This window comes from Streptomyces sp. STAM6 (assembly GCF_054963715.1).
This window is the reverse complement of the sequence record NZ_JBUEFZ010000028.1, coordinates 36271-60120: the sequence shown is the minus strand read 5'-3', so window position 1 is coordinate 60120 and position 23850 is coordinate 36271. Positions and strand designations below refer to the sequence as shown.

Below are 23850 nucleotides of genomic sequence, written 5' to 3'. Positions count from 1 at the left end.
CCTGGAAGCGTACGGATGGATGGTTACTCGGCGCCGAGACCGGCGTCGGCGACCGCCGGCCTGCCCTCGGCCTTGAGGACCTTGTTGAGCGCGGTCAGGTCGTAGATGCCGGACAGGTCCGGCTTCTCCAGGAGACCGGCCTTCACCGCGTGGTCCGCCTGCGCCTGGAGCGTGGTGGCCAGCGGGTCGTCGGTGAACTGAATGGACGGCCACGCCGGGTCGATCACCTTGTCCCCCAGCGGCTTTCCGGTGAGCGCCTTGAGCTTGGTGTTCGCGGACGCCTTCGCCTTGTCCGGGTTGGCGTTGATCCACGCGTTCGTCTTCACCGAACCGCGCAGCACCGCCTCCACCACGTCCGGGTGGGCCTTCAGGAACTTCTGCGACACGATGATGTTGGTGATCACGAACTTCTTGTCCGGCCACAGCGTCGACTCGTCGAGCAGCACCTTCGCGCCCTCGCTGACGAGCTTCGACGCGGTCGGCTCCGGCACCCAGGCGCCGTCGATGGAACCGGACTTGTAGGCGTCCGGAGCGACCTTGTTCTCCGTGCGGACCACGGAGACGTCACCCTTGCCGCTCTGCGCGTCGACCTTCCAGCCCTGCTCGGCGATCCAGTTGAGGAACGCGACGTCCTGGGTGTTGCCGTGCTGCGGAGTGGCGATCCGCTTGCCCTTGACGTCCGCCAGGGTCCTGATCTTGGCCGGGTTGACGACCAGCTTCACCCCGCCCGACGCCGAACCGGCGATGATGCGCAGGTTCTTGCCCTTGGACTTGGTGTACCCGTTGATCGCGGGGGAGGGTCCGATGAAGCCGATGTCGATCGAGTCGGCGTTCAGCGCCTCGATCTCCGACGGGCCGGCGTTGAAGGTGGAGACCTTCAGCTGCGTACCGCCGAGCTCCTTCTGGAAGATGCCCTCCTGGTCACCCACCAGCGCCGTGGCGTGCGTGAGGTTGGGGAAGTAGCCGATCCGCACCGAGTCGGCCGAGAGCTTCTCGCCCTTGGCGGCCACCTTGGAGGTGTCCTCGGTGGCCTTGGAGCCGTAGCCGCAGGAGGCGAGGGCCCCGATCAGCAGGGGCAGGGCGGCGGCAGCGGCGAGGCCGCGGCGCAGGGTGGTGCGGGATGTGGCAGGCACGGAGGGTTTCCTCTCCTCGGGCCCGGCGGTCACGGCCTCCTGCGAGTCAGGGGCGTGGCCGGGATGTCGGCGTCTTGGTGTCTTCGGCGGTACGGGAGCGGGCGCGGCGTCAGCGAGCACATCGCGCGACACCCCCCGTTCCCGACCCGAGGGCGCCGCTGCCCACCCGGCCGCCCTCCTTCGCGAAGGTGGCGTACACGTCGTCCATCAGAAGTCCCAGCCCTCGTCGTCGGCCTGGGCCGGGGCCTTGGCCGTGGCGAACGCGTCGCCCGCCATGCCGGCCGCCAGCGTGGTGCCGTCCGCCGGGTCGATCAGCAGGAAGGAGCCCGTACGGCGCGAGTCCGCGTAGGAGTCGAGCGCCAGCGGCTCCGCGGTGCGCACCACGACCCGGCCGATGTCGTTGGCCACCAGCTGTCCCGGCGCCGCGTGCTGGGACAGGTCGTCCAGCGTCAGCCGGGACGGGATGTCCTTGACGATCGCCTTGACGGTGCGGGTCGTGTGCTTCAGCAGCACCCGCTGGCCGACCGAGAGCGGCTGGTCCGCCACGTGGCAGACCGTCGCCTCGACGTCCTGCGTCGTCCGGGGCGCGTCACCGGCCGGGGCGATCAGATCCCCCCGCGAGATGTCGATGTCGTCGGCCAGCCGGATCGTCACGGACTGCGGCGCCCAGGCGATGTCGACGGACTCGCCGAGCGCGTCGATCGCGGTGATGGTGGAGGTACGGCCGGAGGGCAGGACGGTGACCTGCTCGCCCACACGGAAGGCACCGGCGGCGATCTGACCGGCGTAGCCCCGGTAGTCGGGATGCTCGGCCGTCTGCGGACGGATCACGTACTGCACCGGGAACCGCGCATGGCACGCCGTCAGGTCGTGGCTGACCGGCACGGTCTCCAGGTGCTCCAGCACCGTCGGGCCGCCGTACCAGTCCATGTTCGCGGACGGCTCCACCACGTTGTCACCGGCCAGCGCGGAGATCGGGATCGCGGTGATCTCCGGGACGCCGAGCTCGGAGGCGTAGGTCGTGAACTCCTCGGCGATCGCGGCGAAGACGGGCTCGGCGTAGCCGACGAGGTCCATCTTGTTGACCGCGAGCACCACGTGCGGGACGCGCAGCAGCGCGGCCACCGCGGCGTGGCGGCGGGTCTGCTCGACGACCCCGTTGCGGGCGTCGACCAGCACGACCGCCAGCTCGGCGGTCGACGCGCCCGTGACCATGTTGCGGGTGTACTGCACATGGCCCGGCGTGTCGGCCAGGATGAAGCGGCGCCGCGGCGTGGCGAAGTAGCGGTACGCCACGTCGATGGTGATGCCCTGTTCCCGCTCGGCGCGCAGGCCGTCGGTCAGCAGCGCCAGGTCGGGGGCCTCCTGGCCGCGCGAGCGCGAGGCGTGCTCGACGGCCTCCAGCTGGTCGGCCAGCACCGACTTGGAGTCGTGCAGCAGCCGGCCCACCAGCGTGGACTTGCCGTCGTCGACGGACCCGGCGGTGGCGAAGCGCAGCAGGGTGGTGGCCGAGATCCCGGCCAGCTGCTCGGTCTTGGTGGACATCTCTAGAAGTACCCCTCGCGCTTGCGGTCTTCCATCGCGGCCTCGGACAGCTTGTCGTCGGCCCGGGTGGCGCCCCGCTCGGTGAGCCGGGACGCGGCGATCTCGGCGATCACGGCCTCGAGCGTGGTCGCGTCGGAGTCGACGGCACCGGTGCAGGACATGTCACCGACGGTGCGGTAGCGGATCAGCCGCTTCTCGACCGGCTCGGAATCCTTCGGGCCGCCCCACTCGCCGGCCGTCAGCCACATGCCGTTGCGGGAGAACACCTCGCGCTCGTGCGCGAAGTAGATGTCCGGCAGCTCGATGTCCTCGCGCTCGATGTACTGCCAGACGTCCAGCTCGGTCCAGTTCGACAGGGGGAACACCCGGACGTGCTCGCCGGGAGCGTGCCGGCCGTTGTACAGCTGCCACAGTTCCGGGCGCTGCCGGCGCGGGTCCCACTGCGAGAACTCGTCCCGCAGCGAGAACACCCGCTCCTTGGCGCGCGCCTTCTCCTCGTCGCGGCGGCCGCCGCCGAACACCGCGTCGAAACGGTGCTGCTGGATCGCCTCGGTGAGCGGCACCGTCTGCAGCGGATTGCGGGTGCCGTCCGGGCGCTCACGCAGCTTCCCGGCGTCGATGTACTCCTGCACCGACGCGACGTGCAGCCGCAGCCCGTACTTCTCGACCGTGCGGTCGCGGTACTCGATGACCTCGGGGAAGTTGTGCCCGGTGTCCACGTGCAGCAGCGAGAAGGGAACCGCGGCGGGCGCGAACGCCTTCAGCGCGAGGTGCAGCATGACGATCGAGTCCTTGCCGCCGGAGAACAGGATCACCGGCCGCTCGAACTCACCCGCCACCTCGCGGAAGATGTGCACCGCCTCGGACTCCAGTGAGTCCAGGTGCGACAGCGCGAACGGGCTGTCGGTGTCGTGGATACCGGTGACGGTGGCCGTCATGCCAGTCCCCTCTCGGTCAGCAGGGTGTGGACCGCCGCGGCGGACTCCTGCACGGTCTGGTTCTGGGACTCGATCCGCAGGTCGGGAGTCTCCGGCTCCTCGTACGGGTCGTCCACGCCCGTCAGCCCGCTGATCTCACCCGCGGCCTGCTTGGCGTACAGCCCCTTCACATCCCGTACGGAGCAGACCTCCACCGGAGTGGCGACGTGCACCTCGACGTACGGAGTGCCTTCCTGCTGGTGGCGCCCGCGCACCGCCTCGCGGCTGTCCGCGTAGGGGGCGATGACCGGCACCAGGACCTTCACACCGTTCGACGCGAGCAGTTCGGCGACGAAGCCGATCCGCTGCACGTTGGTGTGCCGGTCCTCGCGGCTGAAGCCGAGGCCCGCCGAGAGGAACTCGCGGATCTCGTCACCGTCGAGCAGCTCGACACGGTGGCCCTCGCCGCGCAGTCGGCCGGCCAGCTCGTGCGCGATGGTGGTCTTGCCGGCGCTCGGCAGCCCGGTGAGCCAGATGGTGGCTCCAGTCACGTTCTTCTCTCCCACAGTCGTCATCCGTGCAGCCCGCACTCGGTCTTGGCCCGGCCCGCCCAGCGGCCGGCGCGCGCGTCCTCGCCCTCCGCCACCCGGCGGGTGCAGGGGGCGCAGCCCACGGAGGCGTATCCGTCCATGAGTAGCGGGTTGGTGAGGACACCGTGCTCGGCGACGTACGCGTCCACGTCGTCCTGCGTCCAGCGGGCGATGGGCGAGATCTTGACCTTCTGGCGCTTCTCGTCCCAGCCGACGACCGGGGTGTTCGCCCGGGTGGGGGACTCGTCGCGGCGCAGGCCGGTCGCCCACGCGTCGTACGCGGTCAGACCCTCCTCCAGCGGCTTGACCTTGCGCAGCGCGCAGCACAGGTCCGGGTCGCGGTCGTGCAGCCTCGGGCCGTACTCGGCGTCCTGCTCGGCCACCGTCTGCCGCGGCGTCAGCGTGATGACGTTGACGTCCATCACTGCGGCCACCGCGTCACGGGTGCCGATCGTCTCGGGGAAGTGGTAGCCGGTGTCGAGGAAGACGACGTCGACACCGGGGAACGCCCGGGAAGCGAGGTGCGCGACGACCGCGTCCTCCATGGACGAGGTCACGCAGAAGCGCGCGCCGAAGGTGTCGGCGGCCCACTGGAGGATCTCCAGCGGAGAGGCCTCTTCGAGATCGCGGCCCGCCTGGTCGGCGAGCCCCTTCAGCTCTTCCTTCGTACGGACGGTCGTCATATCGCTTCCCCTCCACGGTCGTTGCCCTGAAGCCCCCGGCTGAGCAGCCCGAGGAACTTCAGCCGGAAGGCCCGGTTGCACGCCGCGCATTCCCACGCGCCGTGTCCCGTCTCGTTGGGCCGCAGGTCCTCGTCGCCGCAGTACGGGCAGTAGAACGGGGCGGCGCGCTCGCTCACCGCGCCCCCTCGTTCTCCCCCCGGGCCCGAGGCCCGGGGGTGGCGCCGTCTTCGCCCACGCGTCGCGGCGCCGCCGGCGTCGCGGTCCGGTGCGGCCCGGTGGCCGTGTGCGCGCCGCTCACGAAAGGGCCTCCTCGGAGGCGCGGGCCGCCCAGGTGGCGAAGCGCTCGCCGTCCTCGCGTTCCGCCTGGAAGCGCTTGAGGACCCGCTCGACGTAGTCGGGCAGCTCGGCGGCGGTGACCTTCAGCCCGCGGACCTTGCGGCCGAAGCCGGCCTCCAGGCCGAGCGCGCCGCCGAGGTGCACCTGGTAGCCCTCGACCTGCCGGCCCTCCTCGTCGAGGACCAGCTGACCCTTGAGACCGATGTCCGCCACCTGGATACGGGCGCAGGCGTTGGGGCAGCCGTTGATGTTGATCGTGATGGGCTGGTCGAAGTCCGGGATGCGGCGCTCCAGCTCGTCGATCAGCGAGGCGCCGCGCGCCTTGGTCTCGACGATGGCCAGCTTGCAGAACTCGATGCCCGTGCAGGCCATGGTGCCCCGGCGGAACGGGGACGGGTTGACCCGCAGGTCCAGCGCCTCCAGCGCGGACACCAGCGACTCGACCTGGCTCTCGACCACGTCGAGGACGAGCATCTTCTGCTCGGCGGTGGTGCGCAGCCGGCCCGAGCCGTGCGCCTCCGCGATCTCGGCGATCTTGGTGAGAGTGGCGCCGTCGACCCGGCCGACGCGCGGCGCGAACCCGACGTAGAAGTTGCCGTCCTGCTGCCGGTGGACGCCGACGTGGTCGCGCCACTGCTGCACGGGCTGCGCCGGGGCGGGGCCGTCGACCAGCTTGCGCTTCAGGTACTCGTCCTCCAGCACCTGGCGGAACTTCTCGGCGCCCCAGTCGGCGACCAGGAACTTCAGACGGGCGCGGGTGCGCAGCCGGCGGTAGCCGTAGTCGCGGAAGATCGAGATGACGCCCTCGTAGACGTCGGGGACCTCGCCGAGGGGGACCCAGGCGCCGAGGCGGACACCGATCTTGGGGTTGGTGGACAGGCCACCGCCGACCCAGAGGTCGAAGCCGGGGCCGTGCTCGGGGTGGTGCACACCGACGAAGGCGATGTCGTTGATCTCGTGCGCCACGTCCAGCAGCGGGGAGCCGGAGATCGCCGACTTGAACTTGCGGGGCAGGTTCGAGAACGCCTTGTTGCCGACGATCCGGCGCTGGATCTCCTCGATGGCCGGGGTGCCGTCGATGATCTCGTCCTCGGCGATGCCGGCGACCGGCGAGCCGAGGATGACACGCGGGGTGTCGCCGCACGCCTCCGTCGTCGACAGTCCGACGGCCTCCAGCCGGTTCCAGATCTCGGGGACGTCCTCGATCCGGATCCAGTGGTACTGGATGTTCTGCCGGTCGGTGATGTCGGCGGTCCCGCGGGCGAACTCCTGCGAGATCTCACCGATGACCCGCAGCTGCTCGGTGGTCAGACGGCCGCCGTCGATACGGACGCGGAGCATGAAGTACTCGTCGTCCAGCTCCTCCGGCTCCAGGATCGCGGTCTTGCCGCCGTCGATCCCGGGCTTGCGCTGGGTGTAGAGCCCCCACCAGCGCATGCGTCCGCGCAGGTCGTTGGGGTCGATCGAGTCGAAGCCGGCCTTGGAGTAGATCGTCTCAATGCGTGTCCGCACATTGAGACCGTCGTCGTCCTTCTTGAACTGCTCGTTGCCGTTGAGGGGCGTGAAGTGGCCCACGGCCCACTGACCCTCGCCACGGTGGCGCCCGGCCTTGCGGCGGGGCGTGGCGGGTGCGGGCTTTTCCGGGGTGGCGGCCATGACGATACGTCCTTCGGGACTGCAGGAGGGCGGCTCTGACCTGCACACTCGCGCGCAAGACAGGGGGTGGCGCGGCGGTGCGCTGGAGACTCAGAAGTTCAGGTGATCGCGGTGTTGCTGGTTCGCTCAGCTCACCGGACAGATGGCGCTGGACATGCGGCCGAGGTCGACGTGCCGCCGACTCACCAAGGCAATTCCAGCTCGAGACATGACGGAAGCGTGCCATGGGGGTTTGGACCCAGTCCAGGTTCGTCCATCATGTGGACAAGAGTGTCCCGAGATATGGACGGATGTGTCGCCGGTCACTTTCCGCCGCACCGGCGCGTGTGCGGGGGGCGGGGCACGGACCGGACCGCCGACCAGGGAGGCGGAGCGGCCCCAGGGCCGTGTGGCGGAGGCGGCGGGAGGGCCGGGAAGGTCGGGCGCGGGGATGGTCGAGAAGGTCGGGCCCCGGGAGGGCCGGGAAGGTCGGGCGCCGGGGGGCCGGGAAGGTCGGGCCCCGGGAGGGCCGGGAAGGTCGGGGCGCCGGGAGGGGCCGGGTGCGGGCACCCGGCCCACGGGGCGCCGGCGGTCAGCCGAGGGCGCCCGGCCAGGGGCCCGGGTTCGGTACGTCCGGCTCCTCCGTCACCTTGGTGTCGAACAGCCGGAAGCCGCGCCGCGCGTAGTTGTCCATCGCGTGCTCCCCGTCCAGCGAGCAGGTGTGCAGCCACACCCGCTCGGTCGGCGCCCGGCCGGGCCAGCGCTCCGCCAGGTCCCAGGCCCGGGCCGTGCCGTACGACAGCAGATGGCCGCCGATCCGCCGGCCCCGGAACGCCGGAATCAGCCCGAAGTAGACGATCTCGACGACCCCGTCGTCCTGCGGATCGAGCTCCACGTAACCGGCCGGCGTCCCCCGGTCGTACGCCACCCAGGTCTCCGCCCCCGGCCGCTCGACGATCTCCCGCCACTGGGCGTACGTCAGACCCAGCCGGTCGGTCCAGCGTATGTCGCCGCCGACCGCGCTGTAGAGGAAGCGGCTGAACTCGGGCGACGGCACCTCGGCCCGCACGATGCGCACGTCCCCGGCGGGGTCCGCGGCCGGCCGCAGATCGGAGGGCGAGGTCTGCTCCAGGGACCAGGTGGTCACAGTGATGCTCATGCCGGCCAGGGAATCACGACCGCACCCCGTCACCCAAGCGGCCGCCCGGCCCGGCCCCGCCCGCCGGCTCCCCACGGGCGCTCCGCACCGCCGGCGCCGTCGACTGGGGCAGCAGATCACGGGGATCGTCCGGGCCGATCACCACGACCTCCACCTCCTCGCGGAAGCGGTAGGGGCGGTGGGCGAGGACCCCGCCCAGGGTGCGCCGCATCCGGGACATCTCGGCCCGGACCGTCACCGTGCGCGTACGGTCGCCGAACACGTCACCGGCCAGCTCCGCCGCCGAACGGCCGTCCCGGTGCAGGGCCAGGACGTACAGCAGCTCGGCGTGGCGCGGGCTCAATTCCTGCGTCCAGCCGCCCGCCGCCCCCGACACCTCCAGCGACCACCGACGCGGCCGGCTCACGTCCAGCACCAGCCGGCTCGCCGTCACCGCCGCCTGCGCCTCCTCCTCCACCAGCCGCAGCAGCCAGCCACCGGGCAGCGGCTCCACGGCGCACATGCCCAGCGACGGCAGCCACACCCGGCCGGCCCGGAACGAGGCCGGCAGCGGCAGCCGGTCCACCGGGGGCATACCGATGACCCCCGCCATCCACCCGTGCGTGTCCACGGCCAGCGCCCGGCCACCCACCCGGCACAGGATCGGCGCCGCGACCGAACGCAGCTTCGCCAGATCCGAGAAGTGGCGGTTGCGCAGCTCCGCCTCGGCCAGCCTGGCCACCGAGCTGACCAGCATCAGCGTCGCCGGGTGCATCGTCGAGAGCGGCCCGCTCACATCGACCGCCCCGAGCAGTCGCCCGTCCCGCGGATCGGTGATCGGCGCGCCCGCACAGGTCCACGAATGGTGGGTGGCCACGAAGTGCTCGGCCGAGTGCACATGGACCGGCCGGCGCGTCACCAGCGGGGTGCCGATCCCGTTCGTGCCGACCGTCGCCTCCGTCCAGTCGGCCCCCAGCTCGAAACCGTGCCCGTCCGCCTTCCTGAGAACGGCCGAACTCCCCTCCCGCCACAACACCCGGCCGTCGGCGTCCGCCACCACCATGATGTGGTCCACCGCGTCACGCTCCGCGCCGGACACCGACACCAGGCCCTCGCGCAACAGCGGCAGCAGCTCCGCCAGCGGCGACTCCGCCCGGCGCCGCTCCAGCTCCGCCGGCGACAACAGCCCCGAACGCCGGTCCCGGTCCGGGTCCACACCCGTGCGGAGCATCCGCTGCCAGGAATCCCGTATGTCGGCCCGCGGCGCGAGCCGGGGCCGGCCGCCCCGCAGCGTGGCGTCCCGTACCCCCTTGAGCAGCAGTGCGGCCTCACGCGTGTCCATCGCGGCGAGCCGCGTGATGTCGACTGTGGCTTCCCGCACTGGCCCTCCCGGCTGCCGCCCGCCCACGGTGCTTCTTCTGACACCACCATCCTCTCCCGCCCCGCGCGGGGCGGGAGACGATATGACCCACAACGCTGCAACCCTTTGCAACTCTCGCGAACAGCCGTGCAGCTGTACGACAGTGGCGTCGTACCGGTCTTCGGTACGGCGTTGGGTTGGTGCCGTGTCGGCGCAGCATCACCCCAGCCGCTCTCCCGGGCGCGGGCCCTCGCACCACGGCCCGCGCCCGGGGTCCTTTCTCTGTCCGAGGCTCGGTTCACCTCAGGGGCGCGGGTCAGACGACCGCGCGCGCTCGCTCGACGATCGCCGCTAGGTCCAGGCTGTGCGGCAGCGTCCCGAACGCCGTGCCCCAGTCACCGCCCAGCCGGGACGCGCAGAACGCGTCCGCCACCTGCGCCGGCGCCCAGCGCACCAGCAGCGAGCCCTGCAGCACCAGTGCCATCCGCTCCACCAGCCTGCGGGCCCGCGCCTCGATGCCGTCCAGATCGGCCAGTTCGGTCAGCAGGTCCTTGATCGCCCCGTCCAGCCGGTGGTCCGCGCCCCGGGCCTTGCCGACCTCCGCCAGGAAGGCGTTCAGCGCCTGCGGCTCCCGCTGCAGCGCCCGCAGCACGTCCAGCGCCTGGACGTTGCCCGAGCCCTCCCAGATCGAGTTCAGTGGCGACTCGCGCAGCAGCCGCGGCATCCCCGACTCCTCGACATAGCCGTTGCCGCCCAGACACTCCAGTGCCTCGGCCGTCACCGGCGTGCACCGCTTCGTCACCCAGTACTTGGCCGCGGGCACCGCGAGGCGCAGGAACGCCCGCTCCTCCTCCGACCCGTCGTCGTACGCCGCCGCCAGCCGCAGCGCCAGCGTCGTCGCCGCCTCCGACTCCAGCGCCAGATCGGCCAGGACGTTGCGCATCAGCGGCTTGTCGATCAGCGGCCCGCCGAAGGCGCTGCGGTACGCGGCGTGGTGCACGGCCTGCGCCACCGCCTGCCGCATCAGCGCTGCGGAACCGAGCGCACAGTCCAGCCGGGTGGCCGCGACCATCTCGATGATGGTGCGCACCCCCCGCCCCTCCTCGCCGACCCGACGTGCCCACGTCCCGTCGAACTCGACCTCGCTCGAGGCGTTCGACCTGTTGCCGAGTTTGTCCTTCAGCCGCTGGATCCGGAACACATTGCGCGTCCCGTCCTCCAGGACCCGCGGCACCAGGAAGCAGGTGAGCCCCCCGGGCGCCTGGGCCAGGACCAGGAATCCGTCACTCATCGGCGCCGAGCAGAACCACTTGTGGCCCGTCAGGACGTACTCGCCCGCCGCGTCCAGCGGCGTCGCGGTCGTCGTGTTGGCCCGGACGTCGCTGCCGCCCTGCTTCTCGGTCATGCCCATCCCGAAGAGCACACCGCCCTTCTCGGCGGCCGGGCGCAGCTCCTCCCCGTCGTACACCTGGGACGTCAGCTTCGGCTCCCACAGGGCGGCCAGCTCCGGGTCGGTGCGCAGGGCCGGCACCGCCGCGTGCGTCATCGACAACGGACACCCGTGCCCGGCCTCCGCCTGCGTCCAGACCAGGAACCCGGCCGCCCGGCGGACGTGGCCGCCCGGCCGCCCCCAGGCATTGGTGAGGCCGTTGGTCACCGCGTGACCGAGCAGCCGGTGCCAGGCCGGATGGAAGTCGACCTCGTCGATCCGGTTGCCGTACCGGTCGTGGGTACGGAGCTTCGGCGGATACTCGTTCGCCAGGGCGCCCCAGTCCTGCGCCTGGGCGGAGCCCGCGGTAGTGCCGAGCGAGGACAGTTCGCCGCGCGCCTCGTCGAGGAGCTCGAGCGGAAGATGACGTTCCACGGCCTCGGTGAGAGCCCGGTCCGTGGTGAAGACGTCGTATCCGACCAGGGGCGGAGCCTGGTTGGTCACTGTGTGGGTGGTGGCTGCCATGCCGATACGGTAAGGAGGTGCAGGCAGCAAATGAAACACCCCAGGAGTCGCCGAACTCCCGGGGACGACTCCACAGGGCCCGGGCCCTCTACCGCAATGTGTCGAAGCGGAAGATGGCGTGGCTGCTCCTGAAGGACACCGTCAATTCGTGCATCGAGTACCGCATCCTCGGTCTCGCCGCCGAGGCGGCGTTCTTCACCCTACTGTCGCTGCCGCCACTGATGCTCGGTCTGCTGGGACTCCTCGGCTACATCGACGACTGGACCGACACCACGACGGTCGCCTCCATCGAGCGGAACATCCTCGGCGCCGTCGGCACGGTCCTGTCCGACCGGGGCGTCAACGACATCGCCAGGCCGCTGCTGGCGGACGTCACCCACGGCGGCCGCCCCGACGTCATCTCGATCGGTTTCGCCATCGCGCTGTGGTCGGGCTCCCGCGCGGTGAACGTCTTCATCGACACCATCACCGTGATGTACGGCCTGGACGGCCACCGCGGCATCGTCGCCACACGGCTGCTGGCCTTCCTGCTCTACATCATCGCGCTGATCATCGGCGCCGTGGTGCTGCCGCTGGCCGTGGTCGGCCCGGACCGGGTCGTCGAACTGGTGCCCTGGGGCACGGAAGTCGTCGCCATCCTGTACTGGCCCGTCGTCATCCTGTTGTCGATCGCCTTCCTCACCACCCTCTACCACGTGTCCGTGCCGGTGCGTTCCCCGTGGATCGAGGACGTCCCGGGCGCCCTGGTGGCGCTCGCGATGTGGGTGCTCGGCAGCTTCGTCCTGCGGATCTACCTGACCAGCACGGTCGAGGGGCCGACGATCTACGGCTCGCTCGCCGCCCCCATCGCGGTCCTGCTGTGGATCGGCATCTCCGCCTTCGCGGTGCTCGTCGGCGCCGCGGTGAACGCCGCGATCGACCGGGTCTGGCCCGCGGCCACCACGGCGGCGGCCCGTGCGGAGACCGAACGCGTCCGCACGGCCGAGGCGGCCGCCCTGGTCGCCCGGGCGAAGGCGGCGGTGGAGGGGCTGGACGACGAGGACCCGGACATGCCCTCCGAGTTCCCGGAGCGCTGGTCGCGGTTCCTGCCCCCGGACGACGTGAAGTCCCGCCTGCACGCCGGCAAGGACAAGGAGCGAGAGAAGGAGCGCGAGAAGGACCGGGACCGCGAGAGGGAGATGGACCGGGACCGGGACGCGGAGCGGGACCGCGGCGCGGAGCGGGACCCGGCCGGGGAGCGGGATCTCGACCAGCCCGGCCCGGGCGGCGTGTAGCGCTCCGCCGACGGAGACGCCCTACGCTCGGAAACATGTACGAGGAACGTCCGTCACTGCTCGACGGCGCCGTCGTCTGGACCCGCACCGGGGAGCGGCGCGGGACCGGACCCGTGCATCCGGTCCTGCCCGACGGCTGCATGGACCTGCTCTGGACCGACGGCCGGCTGCTCGTCGCCGGCCCCGACACACCAGCCCACGTCCCCGAGGACCCCGGGGCCGGATACACCGGCGTGCGTTTCGCGCCCGGGGACGCGCCCGGAGTGCTCGGCGTGGCCGCGCACGAGCTGCGCGACCGGCGGGTGGACCTGGCCGACCTGTGGCCCGGGGACAGGGTGCGGCGCCTCGCCGAGCGGGTGGGGGACGCCGCCGATCCGGCCGCCGCGCTGGAGCAGGTCGTACTGTCCCGGGCGGCCGGCGCACCCCCGCCCGATCCGCTGCTGCGCGCCGTCGTCGCAGCGCTGAACACCGGACGCACCGTCGCCGCCACCGCCGACGCGGTCGGCCTCGGCGCCCGTCGGCTGCACCGCAGATCCCTGGACGCCTTCGGCTACGGACCCAAGACCCTGGCCCGGGTGCTCCGGCTGCGGCGCGCCCTCGCGCTCGTCCGCGCCGGGCTGCCGTACGCCGAGGCGGCGCTCGCCGCGGGCTGCACCGACCAGGCGCATCTCGCGCGGGAGATGCGGACCCTGGCCGGTCTCACCCTCGGGGCCTACGTGGCGTCGGCGAACAGCGAGACGCCGCAGCCGTCCGGGTCCAGCACCACCGCGTAGCGCTGTCCCCAGACCGCGTCCCAGGGCTTCCTGTGCCCCCGGTGCCCGGCGGCCACCAGCGTCTCGTAAAGCGTGTCGACACCGGCCGGGCTCGCGCAGCGGAAGGCGAGCCCCACCCGCTCGCCGCCCCGCGGGCGCGTCCATTCCGGGTCGTAGGAGCGCACGACCTCCTCGGTGTCCCACATGACCCGCATCCCGCCGGGCAGGGTGACCTCGACGTGCGGGGCGGATTCCGCGCCGTCCGGGACGTCCAGGCCGAGGAGGCGGTAGAAGGCGAAGGAGGCGGCCGGGTCGGAGACGACGAGGCCGAATGGCGTCGAGTCGTGGTGCGTCAGTCATACCGGGACGCTAGGCGGCGGTCCCCCGGGCGGTCTTGTACGAATCGGACGTCGCGCATCACTGGTCGCCCTGACGGCTTCCCGCGGGCGTAAGACTTTCGTCATCGGCCCACAGGGCCCGCCGGGGCGCTTCCCGCGTTGAATGGTGGGACAACCCTGCGCACACGAGGAGGCGGCCGTGGGTCGTGTACGACGTCTGATGACCAGCCCGGTGACGATCGGCGCGCTGGCGCTCGCGCTGGTGGGGGTGGGCTTCGGGCTCTACTGGTTCCAGCCGTGGAAGCTGTGGACGGACGACACCGTCAGCGAACCCGTACCCCGGGCGGTGGCGGCACCCACCACCGAACCCTCCGCCCCCTCGGCTCCCTCCGCGCCCGCCGGCCCGCGGACCGTGGCCGGCGGCACCCTGATCAGCCACGAGCACAGCACCAGCGGCACGGTCCGCGTCCTGGAACTCCCCGACGGCTCCCGGGTCCTGCGGCTGGAGGACCTCGACACCAGCAGCGGTCCCGACCTGCGCGTGTGGATCACCGACGCCCCGGTGATCGAGGGCACGGACGGCTGGCGCGTCTTCGACGACGGCGCGCACATCAGCCTCGGCAAGCTCAAGGGCAACAAGGGCGACCAGAACTACGCCCTGCCCGCCGGCGTCGACCTGGACAAGTACACCAGCGTGAGTATCTGGTGCGACCGCTTCGACGTCTCCTTCGGAGCCGCGGCCCTCAAGGTTTCGTAATGTTACGGTAAAGAAGATCCTTTCTTCATCGTACGTACGAGCACCTGAGGGGCGATCATGGGCACGCGTCGCACCCCCCTCCCCGGAGTCGGCACGCAGTACGACTTCCAGACCGAGGCCGGCCAGCACATCTCCGTCGTCGTCCACCAGGACGGCCGTCGCTTCCTCGGCTTCTACCGGGCCGACGACCCCGACACCTGCGAGGCCTCGGTCCCGCTCACCCCCGAAGAGGCCACCTCGCTGGCCCATTTGATCGACCCCCTGCCGCTCGAGGCCGTCCGCACCGACGGCCTCGACCTCGTCACCGAGCACATACCCGTGGGCACCCGCTCCCCGTACGGCGGCCGGCCGCTCGGCGACACCAGGGCCCGCACGCGCACCGGCGCGTCCATCGTGGCCGTCCTGCGCCGCACCAGCGCCCACCCTTCGCCCGGACCCGACTTCCGGCTCGCCACCGGCGACACCCTCGTCGTCGTCGGAACCCGCGAAGGCGTGGACGCCCTCGCCGCGATCGTCGGCGGAGGATGACATGCACGACACGACCGCGCTCCTCATCGAACTCGGCGCCGTCATCCTCGGCCTCGGGCTCATAGGCCGCTTCGCCGGACGCATCGGCCTCTCCCCGATACCCCTCTACCTCCTCGCCGGGCTCGCCTTCGGCCACGGCGGCCTCCTGCCGCTCAACGCCAGCGAGGGCTTCGTCGCCGTCGGCGCCGAGATCGGCGTCATCCTGCTCCTCCTCCTGCTCGGCCTGGAATACAGCGCGTCCGAGCTCGTCACCAGCCTCCGGGCGCAATACCCCTCGGGCGCCGTCGACTTCGTCCTCAACGCCACCCCCGGCGCGGTCGCCGCCCTCCTCCTCGGCTGGGGGCCCGTCGCCGCCGTCGCCCTCGCCGGCGTCACCTGGATCTCCTCCTCCGGCGTCATCGCCAAGGTCCTCACCGACCTCGGCCGGCTCGGCAACCGCGAGACCCCCGTCATCCTCGGCGTCCTCGTCATCGAGGACCTCTCGATGGCGATCTACCTCCCCCTGCTCACCGCACTCCTGGCCGGCGCCGGACTCGCCGGCGCGAGCATCGCCCTGCTCATCGCCCTCGGCACGGTCGGCATCGTCCTGTACGTCGCCCTGCGCCACGGCCGGCTCATCAGCCGCGCCGTCTCCTCCGACAACCCGGAGATGCTGCTCCTCGTCGTGCTCGGACTGACCGTGCTGGTCGCCGGGGTCGCCCAGGAACTCCAGGTCTCCGCTGCCGTCGGCGCGTTCCTCGTCGGTATCGCGCTCTCCGGGGAGGTCGCCGAGGGCGCCCGCAGACTCCTCACCCCGCTGCGGGACCTCTTCGCCGCGGTCTTCTTCGTCTTCTTCGGGCTGTCGACCGACCCCGCCGCCATCCCACCGGTCCTGCTGCCCGCCCTGCTGCTCGCGCTGGCCACCGCCGCAACCAAGATCCTCACCGGCTGGTACGCCGCCCGCCGTGCCGGCATCGGTCCCCGCGGCCGCCTCCGCGCGGGCGGCGCGCTCGTCGCCCGCGGCGAGTTCTCCATCGTCATCGCGGGCCTCGCCGTCGCGACCGAGCCCCGCATCGGCCCCATCGCCACGGCCTACGTGCTCATCCTCGTCATCCTCGGCCCCCTGACCGCCCGCTGGACCGAGCCGGCGCTGTCCCGCCTCCGCCGCACCCGCACCCGCACCCGCAGTCCGAGGCCGCGCGCGGATCCACCGGCGCGGCCGACTGCCGGGCACGAGGAGATCAGGGAGACGTCGGAGGCGGCGGCCGGGGAACGCTAGGCGCGGGGCGCCGCCACCGTGGTGTGATCGGCGCGATCGGCCGAGGGAGGGCCGCAGCGGACGGCGACCAGCACGCAGCTCGGGCCGTACTGCCAGACAGGGCCGGCCGCGTCGAAGCCCGCCTTGTGCAGAAGCTCCACATGACGCTGCAGGGTCAGCCCGTTGTCGCCGCCCGGGCCCAGGTCGCGGCGCTGGCGTTCGGCCAGCAGGGCGGAGAGTTCGGGAGCGCAGGCCGCGGCCGACCACCAGCTCTGCCAGTCCTCCCGGCCGTGCGCTCCCCGGCGGTGTTCGTGACGGCGGGCGACCTGGGCGGCGAGCGCCGCGACCGTGGGGTCCTCCTGGAAGAGGTGGTCGCCGTTGACCAGCACCCCGCCCGGGCCCAGCGAGGCGCGGACCTGCTCGTACACCGACAGCAGGGCCGGCTCGGGCAGATAGTGCAGGGCCGTCGCCGAGACCACGGCGTCCAGCGGGCGGGGCAGGCCCAGGGACGTCAGCCAGCCCGGTGCCCCGATCGTCACGTCGGCGAACCGGACCAGATCGCCGTGGTGCGCGCGGCCCAGCGCCAGCAGCAGCGGATCCGCGTCGACGGCGACGACCTCCGCGTGCGGGATGCGGGCGGCCAGCCGGGCCGCCAGCGAGCCGGGCCCGCAGCCGAGGTCGGCGACGAGCGGGCGGGTCACCGCGGCGGTGGCCGCCTCGACCACATCGGCGATCACCGTGAACCGGGCCTCCCGGTCGGTCGCGTACCGCTCCTGCTGAAGCTCCCACCTGCGGATCCATTCCCCCGCCCGCTCCGCCGTCAGCCGTCTGGTCATCCGTTCTTCCTTGCTCCGTGCCGTCGTGGTCGATGGGTCGGTCTCAGTCGTGTACGTGGTCGAGGCCGGCCAGGACGTCGAGCACCCGGTCGACCTCCTCAGGGGTGTTGTAGACGTGCAGGCTCACCCGCACCGAGCTCTCGCGCTCGCCCCCGTCGGCCTGGCAGTGGCCGTCCGCCCGCACCATCAGGCCGTGGCTGGCCAGGATGAAGCCGAGGTCGTTGGAGCCGATCGCGTGATGGCGGAAGGTCACCAGGCCCTGCCTGCGCTGGACGGTCGAGGCGGCGGTGAGACTGCGCGGGCACCCGAGCACCTCGTAGGCGCCGAGCCGGCTCAGCCCGTCGGTGAGGCGCACGCCGAGGCCGACCGTCCACTCCTCGATCCGGTCGGGGCCGGCCTCCTCCAGCCAGTCGAGCGCGGCCCCCACGCTGACGATGCCCGTGGTGTTCGGGCTGCCGTCCCAGCCGCCCGGCCGGAACTGCGGACCGCGCAGCCCCCGCGCCCACACCACGCCGGAGCCGGGCAGCGCCATGGCCTTGTGGCCCGAGAAGACGACGAAGTCCACGTCGAGCGCGCCGAGGTCCACCGGCATGTGGCCCACGCTCTGCGCCGCGTCGAGGCAGATCGGCACATCGGGGCCGACCGCCCGGCGGACCCGGTGGACGTTCATGTCGGCGCCGTACACATGGTGCACATGCGTGGCGGCCACGAACCGGGTGCGCTCGTTGACGAGCGCGGCCAGCGCCTCCGGGTCGTAGTCGTGGGACTCGGGCTGGTACGGCATGCCGTGGACGGTCACGCGGACACCGCGCGCGGCCAGCAGGTCGCGCGCCTCCAGCCAGGGCAGGGCGTTGGCCGTGTGGTCCGCGAACGGCACGATGATCTCGTCGCCGTCGCGCAGCAGGCCGGTCAGCCAGTCCCGGGCCACGGTGCGCAGGCCGTCGGTGGTACCGCCGGTGAACCACACCCCCGACCGGTCCGGCTCCGGGTCGCGCAGGAACCTTTTCACCCGCTCCCGGGTCCGCTCGATCAGGGCCGTGGTGCGATTCGCCCATGTGTAGGTGCCACGCCCCGCGTTGGCGTTGCAGCCGGTCAGATAGGACTGCACGGCGTGGAGGACGGCGCGCGGCTTCTGCGAGGTCGCCGCGCTGTCCAGGTACGCGAGGCCGGGATGCCCCGTCACGATGGGGAACTGCTCACGCAACGGCGCCTGCCAGGCGACCAGTTCCGGTGAGGGGGAGGGGCCGGCGGGGGAGGGGGAGGTACACGTCCCCGGGGTGTCGGTCCGCATCTCAGTCCCTCACCATCGGTGCGCCCGCGTCCCGCCAGGCGATGATCCCGCCGGCCAGGCTCCGTACGTCCGTGTGGCCCATCCGGCGCAGCAGCGCCGCGTACCTCAGGGACTGTTCGCCGACCGGACAGACCAGCAGCACGGGACGGCTGCGGCCGAACGGCACCCCGCCGTGGAGGAGTTCGGCGAAGAGCTCGTCGACGATGTTGACCGAGCCCTCGATGTGGAGGGCCCCGAACGCGAACGCCCCGCGCAGATCGACGACGAGCGGCTGTGCGGTGGCGATCCACGCCCGGGCCTCGTCGACACCGACCACGGTGGCGGCGGCCAGCTCCTCGGCCGTGACGGTGGCCACCGAGTTGCGCCGCGGCGGCTGGTTCAGCAGCTCGGGACGGCGCCGGCGCACGTAGCTCATGTAGCTCTCGACACGGTCGCAGACGATGAACACGGCGGTCTTCCGCTCGGTCAGCCGTTCGTCGACCCCGCGCAGATGGCGTACGGCGCCGAAGTACGCGGCCCCGCCGGTCGGGCCGGCCAGCATCCCGCAGCGGCGCACCAGGGTGAGCATGCCGTCGATGGCCTCGCCGGCGGTGACCGTCTCGATGGCGTCGTAGGCGGCCGGGTCGAAGAGGCCGACCTCCTGCACCTCGTCGATGTTGCGGATGCCGGGGATGAAGTCGGACTTGTCGGCGACCAGTCCGACGACGGCGGTGCCCGGGTCGTGGGCGCGGAGGGCCCGGGCGGCGCCGGTGGAGGAACCGGCGGTGCCGACACAGGCGACGAAGTAGTCGGGGGACTCCCCGCCGAGGTCCTTGATGATCTCCGGCCCGGTACCCGCCGCGTGCGCCTCGGCGTTGTGCGGGTTGTAGTACTGGTCGGTGTGCACGTACCGGGAGCCATCGGCGGAGAGCATGGCGTGGATACGGGTCAGCGGGTCCTCGCTGTCGCTGGGGTCGAGGCACTCCGCCTGGCCCGGCAGTTCCTCGATCTCCGCGCCGAGCAGCAGGAGCAGGTCCTTGATCTCCGGGACCTTCATCCGGTTGGTGACGCTCTTGAACGGCAGCCCGTGCAGTCCGGCCAGCACGGCCAGCGCCTTGGCGGTGTTGCCGCTGGACAGCTCCACGACCGTGCGGCCGCCGCGTCCGGCGTCGGCCAGGTGGGGCCGGAGCATGTTCCAGGCGGCCCGGTCCTTGACGGACCCGAACGGGTTGAGCATCTCCAGCTTGGCGTACAGGTCGATGTGCGCGAGCCCGTGCACCTGGGGATCGATGCGCACGAGCGGTGTGTCGCCGATGGCGTCCATGATGCGGTCGTACTTCATTCGGCGTCCCCCGGGCTCGTGATGGGCCAGTACTGCTCGTCGAGGCACCAGCTCCAGCCGCTGTCCTCCTGCCAGGCGGCGACCTTGCGGGCGATGGGCTGGTGCAGGGCGTGATCGGCGCTGAAGTCCATGACGTAGCCCGCCGTGTTGGCGAAGGCGAGCAGATCGCCGGGGCGGGGCAGCCGGGGCAGGAACACCGCGCGCCGGCTGATCAGGTCGGCTTCCAGACAGAGGTTGCCGGTCAGGTACACCCCGACGGGTCCGCCCTGGGGCGGGGCTCCGTCGCGGGGTACGAGGACCGGGTCGACCAGCACCCCGCGCTCCTCCAGGCTCATGTCCCGGGCGTTCATCTCCAGCCGCACCAGGTGGTCGCCCGCCGCCGTGCGCCGGACCTCCCGGACCTCGGCGAGGGTGAGGCCGCACTGGTCGGCGAGTGCCCGGCCGGGCTCGCTGTACAGGTCGTAGAGGTTCTCCAGGAGCAGCGTGGCGAGGGGCCGGCCCAGGGAGGGGGCGGGCTGGGAGAGCAGCTCGTCGAGGTAGCCGGGCCCTGTGTGGGTGCGGTGGCCGGGGTAGACGGCCAGGGCGCCGCGCAGGGTGCCGTTCTCGCCGCGCAGGCCGTAGCCGTGGCCCTGCCAGGTGATCGGGTCGCGCTTGCCGAGCACCGCGTGGGTGAGCTCGGTGGTGTAGCGCTCCCACTGGGCCGCGTCGGCGAGGTAGTCGACGCCGAACCCGCCTCCGATGTCGACGACGCGGGGGCGGAGGCCCCGGGCGCGGCAGTCGTCCAGCACCTTGACGCAGCCTTCGAGCGCGATCGCCTTCTCTGCGAGGCCCACGGTGTCCAGGTGGTACGCGACACCGATCAGTTCCACGGCGTCCCGGTGCTTCTCGACGGCGTCGAGCAGCGTGGCGACCTCGGGCACGGGTGTGCCGAAGCGGCTGCGGCGGCCCAGGATCGTCGTGCCCGGTGCGGTGAACTCCGAGAGCCGTAACAGGATCTTGACGCGGGGCAGGCCGAACCGGCCGATCAGGGACGTGAGTTCGGTGAGTTCGGCGGGGGAGTCGATGTTGACGGTGACGCCCGTGCGGGCGGCGAGCCAGAGGAACTCCGGGTTCTTGGGACCGGTGGCCATGACGCGGCCGGGTGCGAAACCGCAGCCGAGAGCATGCTGCAGTTCACCCAGTGAGGCGATGTCGACGGCCGCCTCGGTGGCGGCGAGCCGGCGCACGAGCGCGCTCGACCGGTTCGCCTTGTGCGCGAAGAAGATCTCCCCGGCGAGCCGGTGCCGGGTGTAGACGTCCTGGAATCTCCGGACGTTGTCCGCGATCTGGTCGGGCAGCAGCACGTTGAGGGGCGAGCCCAGGGCGCCGACCAGACGGTGCAGGAAGGAGGCGGAGTCGAGCAGCTTACTCAGCCGGGACTCCAGGCGCGGTGCGAGATACAACGGAGCGCTCATGCAGCGAGCATGCCAGTAACGACAATGATTGTCATGAGAGTGTAGTGGTGTGACATGTTCCGCACATGAGGGGAATGTGCACTTCCGCCGCTGAACCGCAGGCGTGCGGGCCAGCGATCCGCGGGCGGAAGGGGATCGCTCCCTCCGACCGCATGCTCCGTTCGGGGTACGCATTCCTGGACGGCGACGCCGTGCCCGGTGCTCCGGAGTACGGAAGAGCGGCGATGCCCCGGTCCGTCGCCGGCCGTACCGCGCTCCCGTCCCCCCACCGGCCGCGCATCCCCGGCCGAACGGGCGCATTCTCCTCCGGAGCGAGCCGTACGGGCGTCATGGCGAGGACGTCCACACCACGCGCACAGGCCTCCGGGGTGGAGTACGCGCGCGGACGGTGACCGATGCCGTCGTACTCGCGAACGGGGTTCATGGCCGCCGCGCCCCCGCGCCGCCCTCAGACGTCGCCCTTCCGGTCGACCCGCACGGCCGGCCCGGCGTCCGCCGTCCATGAGCGACCGTCACGGCCGCCCGCCGGCGGCGCCGACCACTCCGGAGCCGCCTGTCAGCAGACCTCCTGGAGACCGGCAGGCACGGTGGGCCCGGGGTTCGCGGCGGTGCCCTCCGTACTCAGCAGAACGACGGTGGAACCGGACCGCAGGCCCAGCGCGGCACGGCGCCCGGCGGCGCCCTCACCGGTGAGGGCCGCCCGCACCCCCGCCAGCGAGGCCGCCCCGCACGGTCCCGACGACACCCCGAGCGCGGCGAGGGCGCGGGCCGCGCGGGCGCTGTCCGCGTCGCTCACGGCGACGGCCGCGTCGAGGCCGCCCCGCAGATACGGCCACGCGAGGCTGGACGGGGTGCCGCAGTTCAGCCCGGCCATGGCCGTCGTGCCCGTCGTGACGGTGACGAGCTCCCCACGGGCCAGGCTCTCGGTGACGCAGGCCGCCGCCACCGGCTCCACCGCCAGCAGCGCGGCCGGGTCTCCGGACCCACGGCTGCGGTAGTGCGCGACGGCCGCCTGGGCGAGCGAACCGACCCCCACGGGGACGGCGACCAGGCCCGGCGCTCCGGCCCCGGCGGCGGCGAGTTGCTCGTCGACCTCCGCGAACAGCGTCCCGTAGCCCTCGACGATCCAGCCCGGCACCTCCTCGTGACCCGGCAGGGCGGTGTCCTGGACGAGCACCGAACCCGGGGCCGCCGCGGCGGCCGCGGCCCGCCGCACCGCCTCGTCGTAGTCCCCGTCCACCCGCGTCACTCGCGCGCCCTCACCGGCGACGGCGGCCTCGGCGACAGCGGGCACCCCCCGTGGTACGAAGACGTGCGCCCCCTGACCGAGCAGCCGGGCGGTGCGCGCCACCGCCCGGCCGTGGTTGCCGTCCGTGGCGGTGACCAACCGCAGCGGACCGGCGCCCGCCGGAAGCCGGGCCATGACCCGCCGGATCGCCCACGAGGCGCCCAGCACCTTGAAGGCGGGCAGCCCCAGCCGGTCGGACTCGTCCTTGACGAAGACGCGCCCCACACCGAACTCCGCGGCCAGCGCGGGGAGCTCGGTCAGGGGCGTGGGCCGGTAGCCGGGCAGGGAGCGGTGGAACTCCCGCACCCCCGCGGGCGGCGGCGGGCACGACCAGGAACGGGCACCGGGGCGTGCCAGCCACCGGCCGGGGCCGGAGAACGAGGCAGGACGGATGAGGCTTTCAGTCATGCGGCCAGCCTGGAGGCCTCTCCTATGCTTGGTCCAGCGAATGTTTCCGACCGGTATTCATCACTCATTGCGAACGGTTGAGGTCATTGTTCGATCTGCGCCGGCTGCGACTGCTGCGCGAGCTCAAGCACCGCGGCACCCTGGCGGCCGTCGCCGCCGCCCTGTCCTACAGCCCCTCGTCCGTCTCGCAGCAGCTCTCGCTGCTGGAGTCCGAAGCCGGCGTCCCGCTGCTCGAGCCGGTCGGCCGCCGGGTGCGGCTCACCCCGCAGGCCGAGATCCTCGTCGCCCACACCGAAGCCGTCCTCGAACGCCTGGAACGGGCCGAGGCCGACATCGCCACCTCGCTCACCGACCTCACCGGCACCCTGCGCGTCGCGTCCTTCCAGACCGCCGCCCTCACCCTGGTCCCGGGCGCCCTCACCCTCCTGCGCGAGGCCCACCCCGCCCTGCGGGTCCACGTCACCCAGCTGGAACCCGAGCAGGCGATGCCCGCCCTGCTCGCCCGTGACTTCGACCTCGTCATCGCCGAGGAGTACCCCGGGAGCCCCAACCCCCGGCCCGACGGCATCGAGCAGGAGGACCTCTGCGACGACCCCATGCGGCTCGCCGTGCCGCCCGGCGAACCCGCGGCCGGTCTGCGCGGCCGGGACGCCCTGCGCGCGCTCGCCGCACACCCCTGGGTCATGGAGCCCGAGGGCACGGTGGCCCGCCAGTGGGCCACGACCCTGTGCCGCGACGCCGGCTTCGAGCCCGACGTCCGGTTCGAGTCGCCCGACCTCCTGCTCCACGCCCGCCTCGTCGAGCAGGGCCACGCCGCCGCTCTCCTGCCCGATCTGGTCTGGGGCGGCCGGGAGCCCACGGTGCGGGTCAGGCCGCTGCCCCACTCCCGGGTCAGCCGCCGCATCTTCACCGCCGTACGCCGCGGGCGAAGCAACCACCCCGCCGTACGGGCCTGCCGGCGGGCGCTCAGGCCCTGACGGCACCGCTCACCCGACCCGCGGAAAAACCCATGGCGAGCCGGGCGGGCGACGGGCTATGGTGAAACCGTTCCGCGCGCGGTGGTCCAACACCGCTG

The 23850-nt window shown here is 72.3% G+C and carries 22 protein-coding genes and 1 pseudogene; 6 read left to right on the top strand and 17 right to left on the bottom strand.

What is annotated here, in order from left to right:
* Positions 1 to 23: 23 nt before the first annotated feature.
* The 11 genes from ACY34K_RS26235 to ACY34K_RS26185 form a co-directional block, all read right to left on the bottom strand.
* Positions 24 to 1133, bottom strand: coding sequence for an aliphatic sulfonate ABC transporter substrate-binding protein (locus ACY34K_RS26235; RefSeq protein WP_462751283.1), 1110 nt, complete (start codon positions 1131 to 1133; stop codon positions 24 to 26).
* A gap of 207 nt (positions 1134 to 1340) precedes the next feature.
* On the bottom strand, positions 1341 to 2678 hold the full coding sequence (locus ACY34K_RS26230; protein WP_462751281.1) for a sulfate adenylyltransferase subunit 1: 1338 nt from the start codon (positions 2676 to 2678) through the stop codon (positions 1341 to 1343).
* A 2-nt stretch (positions 2679 to 2680) separates the two neighbouring features.
* Positions 2681 to 3616 carry a sulfate adenylyltransferase subunit CysD gene (cysD, locus tag ACY34K_RS26225; protein WP_462751279.1) on the bottom strand — a complete coding sequence of 312 codons (936 nt, stop codon included), beginning with the start codon at positions 3614 to 3616 and terminating at the stop codon, positions 2681 to 2683.
* Complete coding sequence (gene cysC, locus ACY34K_RS26220; RefSeq protein WP_462751277.1) at positions 3613 to 4146, bottom strand: adenylyl-sulfate kinase; 534 nt, start codon at positions 4144 to 4146, stop codon at positions 3613 to 3615. The genes cysD and cysC overlap by 4 nt, the downstream gene beginning before the upstream one ends.
* Before the next feature lie 20 nt (positions 4147 to 4166).
* Positions 4167 to 4868: a phosphoadenylyl-sulfate reductase gene (locus tag ACY34K_RS26215; RefSeq protein ID WP_462751275.1), complete on the bottom strand. Its 702-nt coding sequence runs from the start codon at positions 4866 to 4868 to the stop codon at positions 4167 to 4169.
* Complete coding sequence (locus ACY34K_RS26210) at positions 4865 to 5044, bottom strand: hypothetical protein (protein WP_462751273.1); 180 nt, start codon at positions 5042 to 5044, stop codon at positions 4865 to 4867. The genes ACY34K_RS26215 and ACY34K_RS26210 overlap by 4 nt, the downstream gene beginning before the upstream one ends.
* Before the next feature lie 118 nt (positions 5045 to 5162).
* Positions 5163 to 6860, bottom strand: coding sequence for a nitrite/sulfite reductase (locus ACY34K_RS26205; protein ID WP_462751271.1), 1698 nt, complete (start codon positions 6858 to 6860; stop codon positions 5163 to 5165).
* A 126-nt stretch (positions 6861 to 6986) separates the two neighbouring features.
* On the bottom strand, positions 6987 to 7070 hold the full coding sequence (locus tag ACY34K_RS26200; RefSeq protein WP_312846103.1) for a putative leader peptide: 84 nt from the start codon (positions 7068 to 7070) through the stop codon (positions 6987 to 6989).
* A gap of 361 nt (positions 7071 to 7431) precedes the next feature.
* Positions 7432 to 7998 carry a GNAT family N-acetyltransferase gene (locus ACY34K_RS26195; RefSeq protein WP_462751269.1) on the bottom strand — a complete coding sequence of 189 codons (567 nt, stop codon included), beginning with the start codon at positions 7996 to 7998 and terminating at the stop codon, positions 7432 to 7434.
* Positions 7999 to 8011: 13 nt separating this feature from the next.
* Entirely contained in the window at positions 8012 to 9358 is a 1347-nt protein-coding gene (locus ACY34K_RS26190; RefSeq protein ID WP_462751267.1) for a GAF domain-containing protein, read from the bottom strand.
* A gap of 295 nt (positions 9359 to 9653) precedes the next feature.
* On the bottom strand, positions 9654 to 11291 hold the full coding sequence (locus ACY34K_RS26185) for an acyl-CoA dehydrogenase family protein (RefSeq protein ID WP_462751265.1): 1638 nt from the start codon (positions 11289 to 11291) through the stop codon (positions 9654 to 9656).
* A gap of 17 nt (positions 11292 to 11308) precedes the next feature.
* Here ACY34K_RS26185 and ACY34K_RS26180 point away from each other — a divergent pair, with 17 nt between their 5' ends.
* Together ACY34K_RS26180 and ACY34K_RS26175 are read left to right on the top strand one after the other, a co-directional pair.
* Positions 11309 to 12565 (top strand): YihY/virulence factor BrkB family protein, encoded by a 1257-nt coding sequence (locus tag ACY34K_RS26180; RefSeq protein WP_462751263.1) that lies wholly within the window; start codon positions 11309 to 11311, stop codon positions 12563 to 12565.
* 35 nt (positions 12566 to 12600) lie between these two features.
* Complete coding sequence (locus ACY34K_RS26175) at positions 12601 to 13338, top strand: helix-turn-helix domain-containing protein (RefSeq protein ID WP_462751261.1); 738 nt, start codon at positions 12601 to 12603, stop codon at positions 13336 to 13338.
* Here the strand turns inward: ACY34K_RS26175 and ACY34K_RS26170 are convergent.
* Positions 13278 to 13677 (bottom strand): annotated as a pseudogene (locus ACY34K_RS26170) (VOC family protein). The gene ACY34K_RS26175 and the pseudogene ACY34K_RS26170 sit on opposite strands and share 61 nt — an antisense overlap.
* 177 nt (positions 13678 to 13854) lie before the next feature.
* Between ACY34K_RS26170 and ACY34K_RS26165 the strand changes: the two are divergent.
* Genes ACY34K_RS26165 through ACY34K_RS26155 form a run of 3 tightly spaced genes read left to right on the top strand, consistent with a single transcriptional unit; the run spans position 13855 to position 16198 of the window.
* On the top strand, positions 13855 to 14412 hold the full coding sequence (locus tag ACY34K_RS26165) for a DM13 domain-containing protein (RefSeq protein ID WP_462751259.1): 558 nt from the start codon (positions 13855 to 13857) through the stop codon (positions 14410 to 14412).
* 57 nt (positions 14413 to 14469) lie between these two features.
* On the top strand, positions 14470 to 14940 hold the full coding sequence (locus tag ACY34K_RS26160) for a cation:proton antiporter regulatory subunit (RefSeq protein ID WP_462751257.1): 471 nt from the start codon (positions 14470 to 14472) through the stop codon (positions 14938 to 14940).
* Position 14941: 1 nt separating this feature from the next.
* The gene (locus ACY34K_RS26155; protein WP_462751255.1) at positions 14942 to 16198 is read left to right on the top strand and encodes a cation:proton antiporter; all 1257 of its coding nucleotides are present in this window, start codon (positions 14942 to 14944) and stop codon (positions 16196 to 16198) included.
* On the opposite strand, the gene ACY34K_RS26150 is transcribed toward ACY34K_RS26155, so the two are convergent.
* The 5 genes from ACY34K_RS26150 to ACY34K_RS26130 all read right to left on the bottom strand — a co-directional run bounded on the left by ACY34K_RS26150 (position 16195) and on the right by ACY34K_RS26130 (position 22775).
* The gene (locus ACY34K_RS26150) at positions 16195 to 17013 is read right to left on the bottom strand and encodes a class I SAM-dependent methyltransferase (protein WP_462751253.1); all 819 of its coding nucleotides are present in this window, start codon (positions 17011 to 17013) and stop codon (positions 16195 to 16197) included. The two genes, ACY34K_RS26155 and ACY34K_RS26150, sit on opposite strands and share 4 nt — an antisense overlap.
* 43 nt (positions 17014 to 17056) lie before the next feature.
* Positions 17057 to 18304, bottom strand: coding sequence for an aminotransferase class V-fold PLP-dependent enzyme (locus ACY34K_RS26145; protein ID WP_462751251.1), 1248 nt, complete (start codon positions 18302 to 18304; stop codon positions 17057 to 17059).
* 1 nt (position 18305) lies between these two features.
* A complete protein-coding gene (locus ACY34K_RS26140; protein ID WP_462751249.1) occupies positions 18306 to 19625 on the bottom strand; it encodes a pyridoxal-phosphate dependent enzyme in 1320 nt (439 codons plus the stop codon).
* The gene (locus ACY34K_RS26135; RefSeq protein ID WP_462751247.1) at positions 19622 to 21079 is read right to left on the bottom strand and encodes a Y4yA family PLP-dependent enzyme; all 1458 of its coding nucleotides are present in this window, start codon (positions 21077 to 21079) and stop codon (positions 19622 to 19624) included. The genes ACY34K_RS26140 and ACY34K_RS26135 overlap by 4 nt, the downstream gene beginning before the upstream one ends.
* Positions 21080 to 21635: 556 nt before the next feature.
* A complete protein-coding gene (locus tag ACY34K_RS26130) occupies positions 21636 to 22775 on the bottom strand; it encodes a pyridoxal-phosphate dependent enzyme (RefSeq protein ID WP_462751245.1) in 1140 nt (379 codons plus the stop codon).
* Positions 22776 to 22861: 86 nt separating this feature from the next.
* Here ACY34K_RS26130 and ACY34K_RS26125 point away from each other — a divergent pair, with 86 nt between their 5' ends.
* Positions 22862 to 23752: a LysR family transcriptional regulator gene (locus ACY34K_RS26125; protein WP_462751243.1), complete on the top strand. Its 891-nt coding sequence runs from the start codon at positions 22862 to 22864 to the stop codon at positions 23750 to 23752.
* Positions 23753 to 23850 lie beyond the last annotated feature (98 nt).

Bases quoted from the DNA above. Each gene is read 5' to 3' on its own strand.
- ACY34K_RS26140 (WP_462751249.1), bottom strand. From the start codon at position 19,625: ATGAAGTACGACCGCATCATGGACGCCATCGGCGACACACCGCTCGTG.
- ACY34K_RS26145 (WP_462751251.1), bottom strand. From the start codon at position 18,304: ATGCGGACCGACACCCCGGGGACGTGTACCTCCCCCTCCCCCGCCGGC.
- ACY34K_RS26205 (WP_462751271.1), bottom strand. From the start codon at position 6,860: ATGGCCGCCACCCCGGAAAAGCCCGCACCCGCCACGCCCCGCCGCAAG.
- ACY34K_RS26135 (WP_462751247.1), bottom strand. From the start codon at position 21,079: ATGAGCGCTCCGTTGTATCTCGCACCGCGCCTGGAGTCCCGGCTGAGT.
- cysD (WP_462751279.1), bottom strand. From the start codon at position 3,616: ATGACGGCCACCGTCACCGGTATCCACGACACCGACAGCCCGTTCGCG.
- ACY34K_RS26200 (WP_312846103.1), bottom strand. From the start codon at position 7,070: ATGTCTCGAGCTGGAATTGCCTTGGTGAGTCGGCGGCACGTCGACCTC.
- ACY34K_RS26150 (WP_462751253.1), bottom strand. From the start codon at position 17,013: ATGACCAGACGGCTGACGGCGGAGCGGGCGGGGGAATGGATCCGCAGG.
- ACY34K_RS26160 (WP_462751257.1), top strand. From the start codon at position 14,470: ATGGGCACGCGTCGCACCCCCCTCCCCGGAGTCGGCACGCAGTACGAC.
- ACY34K_RS26175 (WP_462751261.1), top strand. From the start codon at position 12,601: ATGTACGAGGAACGTCCGTCACTGCTCGACGGCGCCGTCGTCTGGACC.
- ACY34K_RS26130 (WP_462751245.1), bottom strand. From the start codon at position 22,775: ATGACTGAAAGCCTCATCCGTCCTGCCTCGTTCTCCGGCCCCGGCCGG.
- ACY34K_RS26155 (WP_462751255.1), top strand. From the start codon at position 14,942: ATGCACGACACGACCGCGCTCCTCATCGAACTCGGCGCCGTCATCCTC.
- ACY34K_RS26215 (WP_462751275.1), bottom strand. From the start codon at position 4,868: ATGACGACCGTCCGTACGAAGGAAGAGCTGAAGGGGCTCGCCGACCAG.
- ACY34K_RS26230 (WP_462751281.1), bottom strand. From the start codon at position 2,678: ATGTCCACCAAGACCGAGCAGCTGGCCGGGATCTCGGCCACCACCCTG.
- ACY34K_RS26185 (WP_462751265.1), bottom strand. From the start codon at position 11,291: ATGGCAGCCACCACCCACACAGTGACCAACCAGGCTCCGCCCCTGGTC.
- ACY34K_RS26195 (WP_462751269.1), bottom strand. From the start codon at position 7,998: ATGAGCATCACTGTGACCACCTGGTCCCTGGAGCAGACCTCGCCCTCC.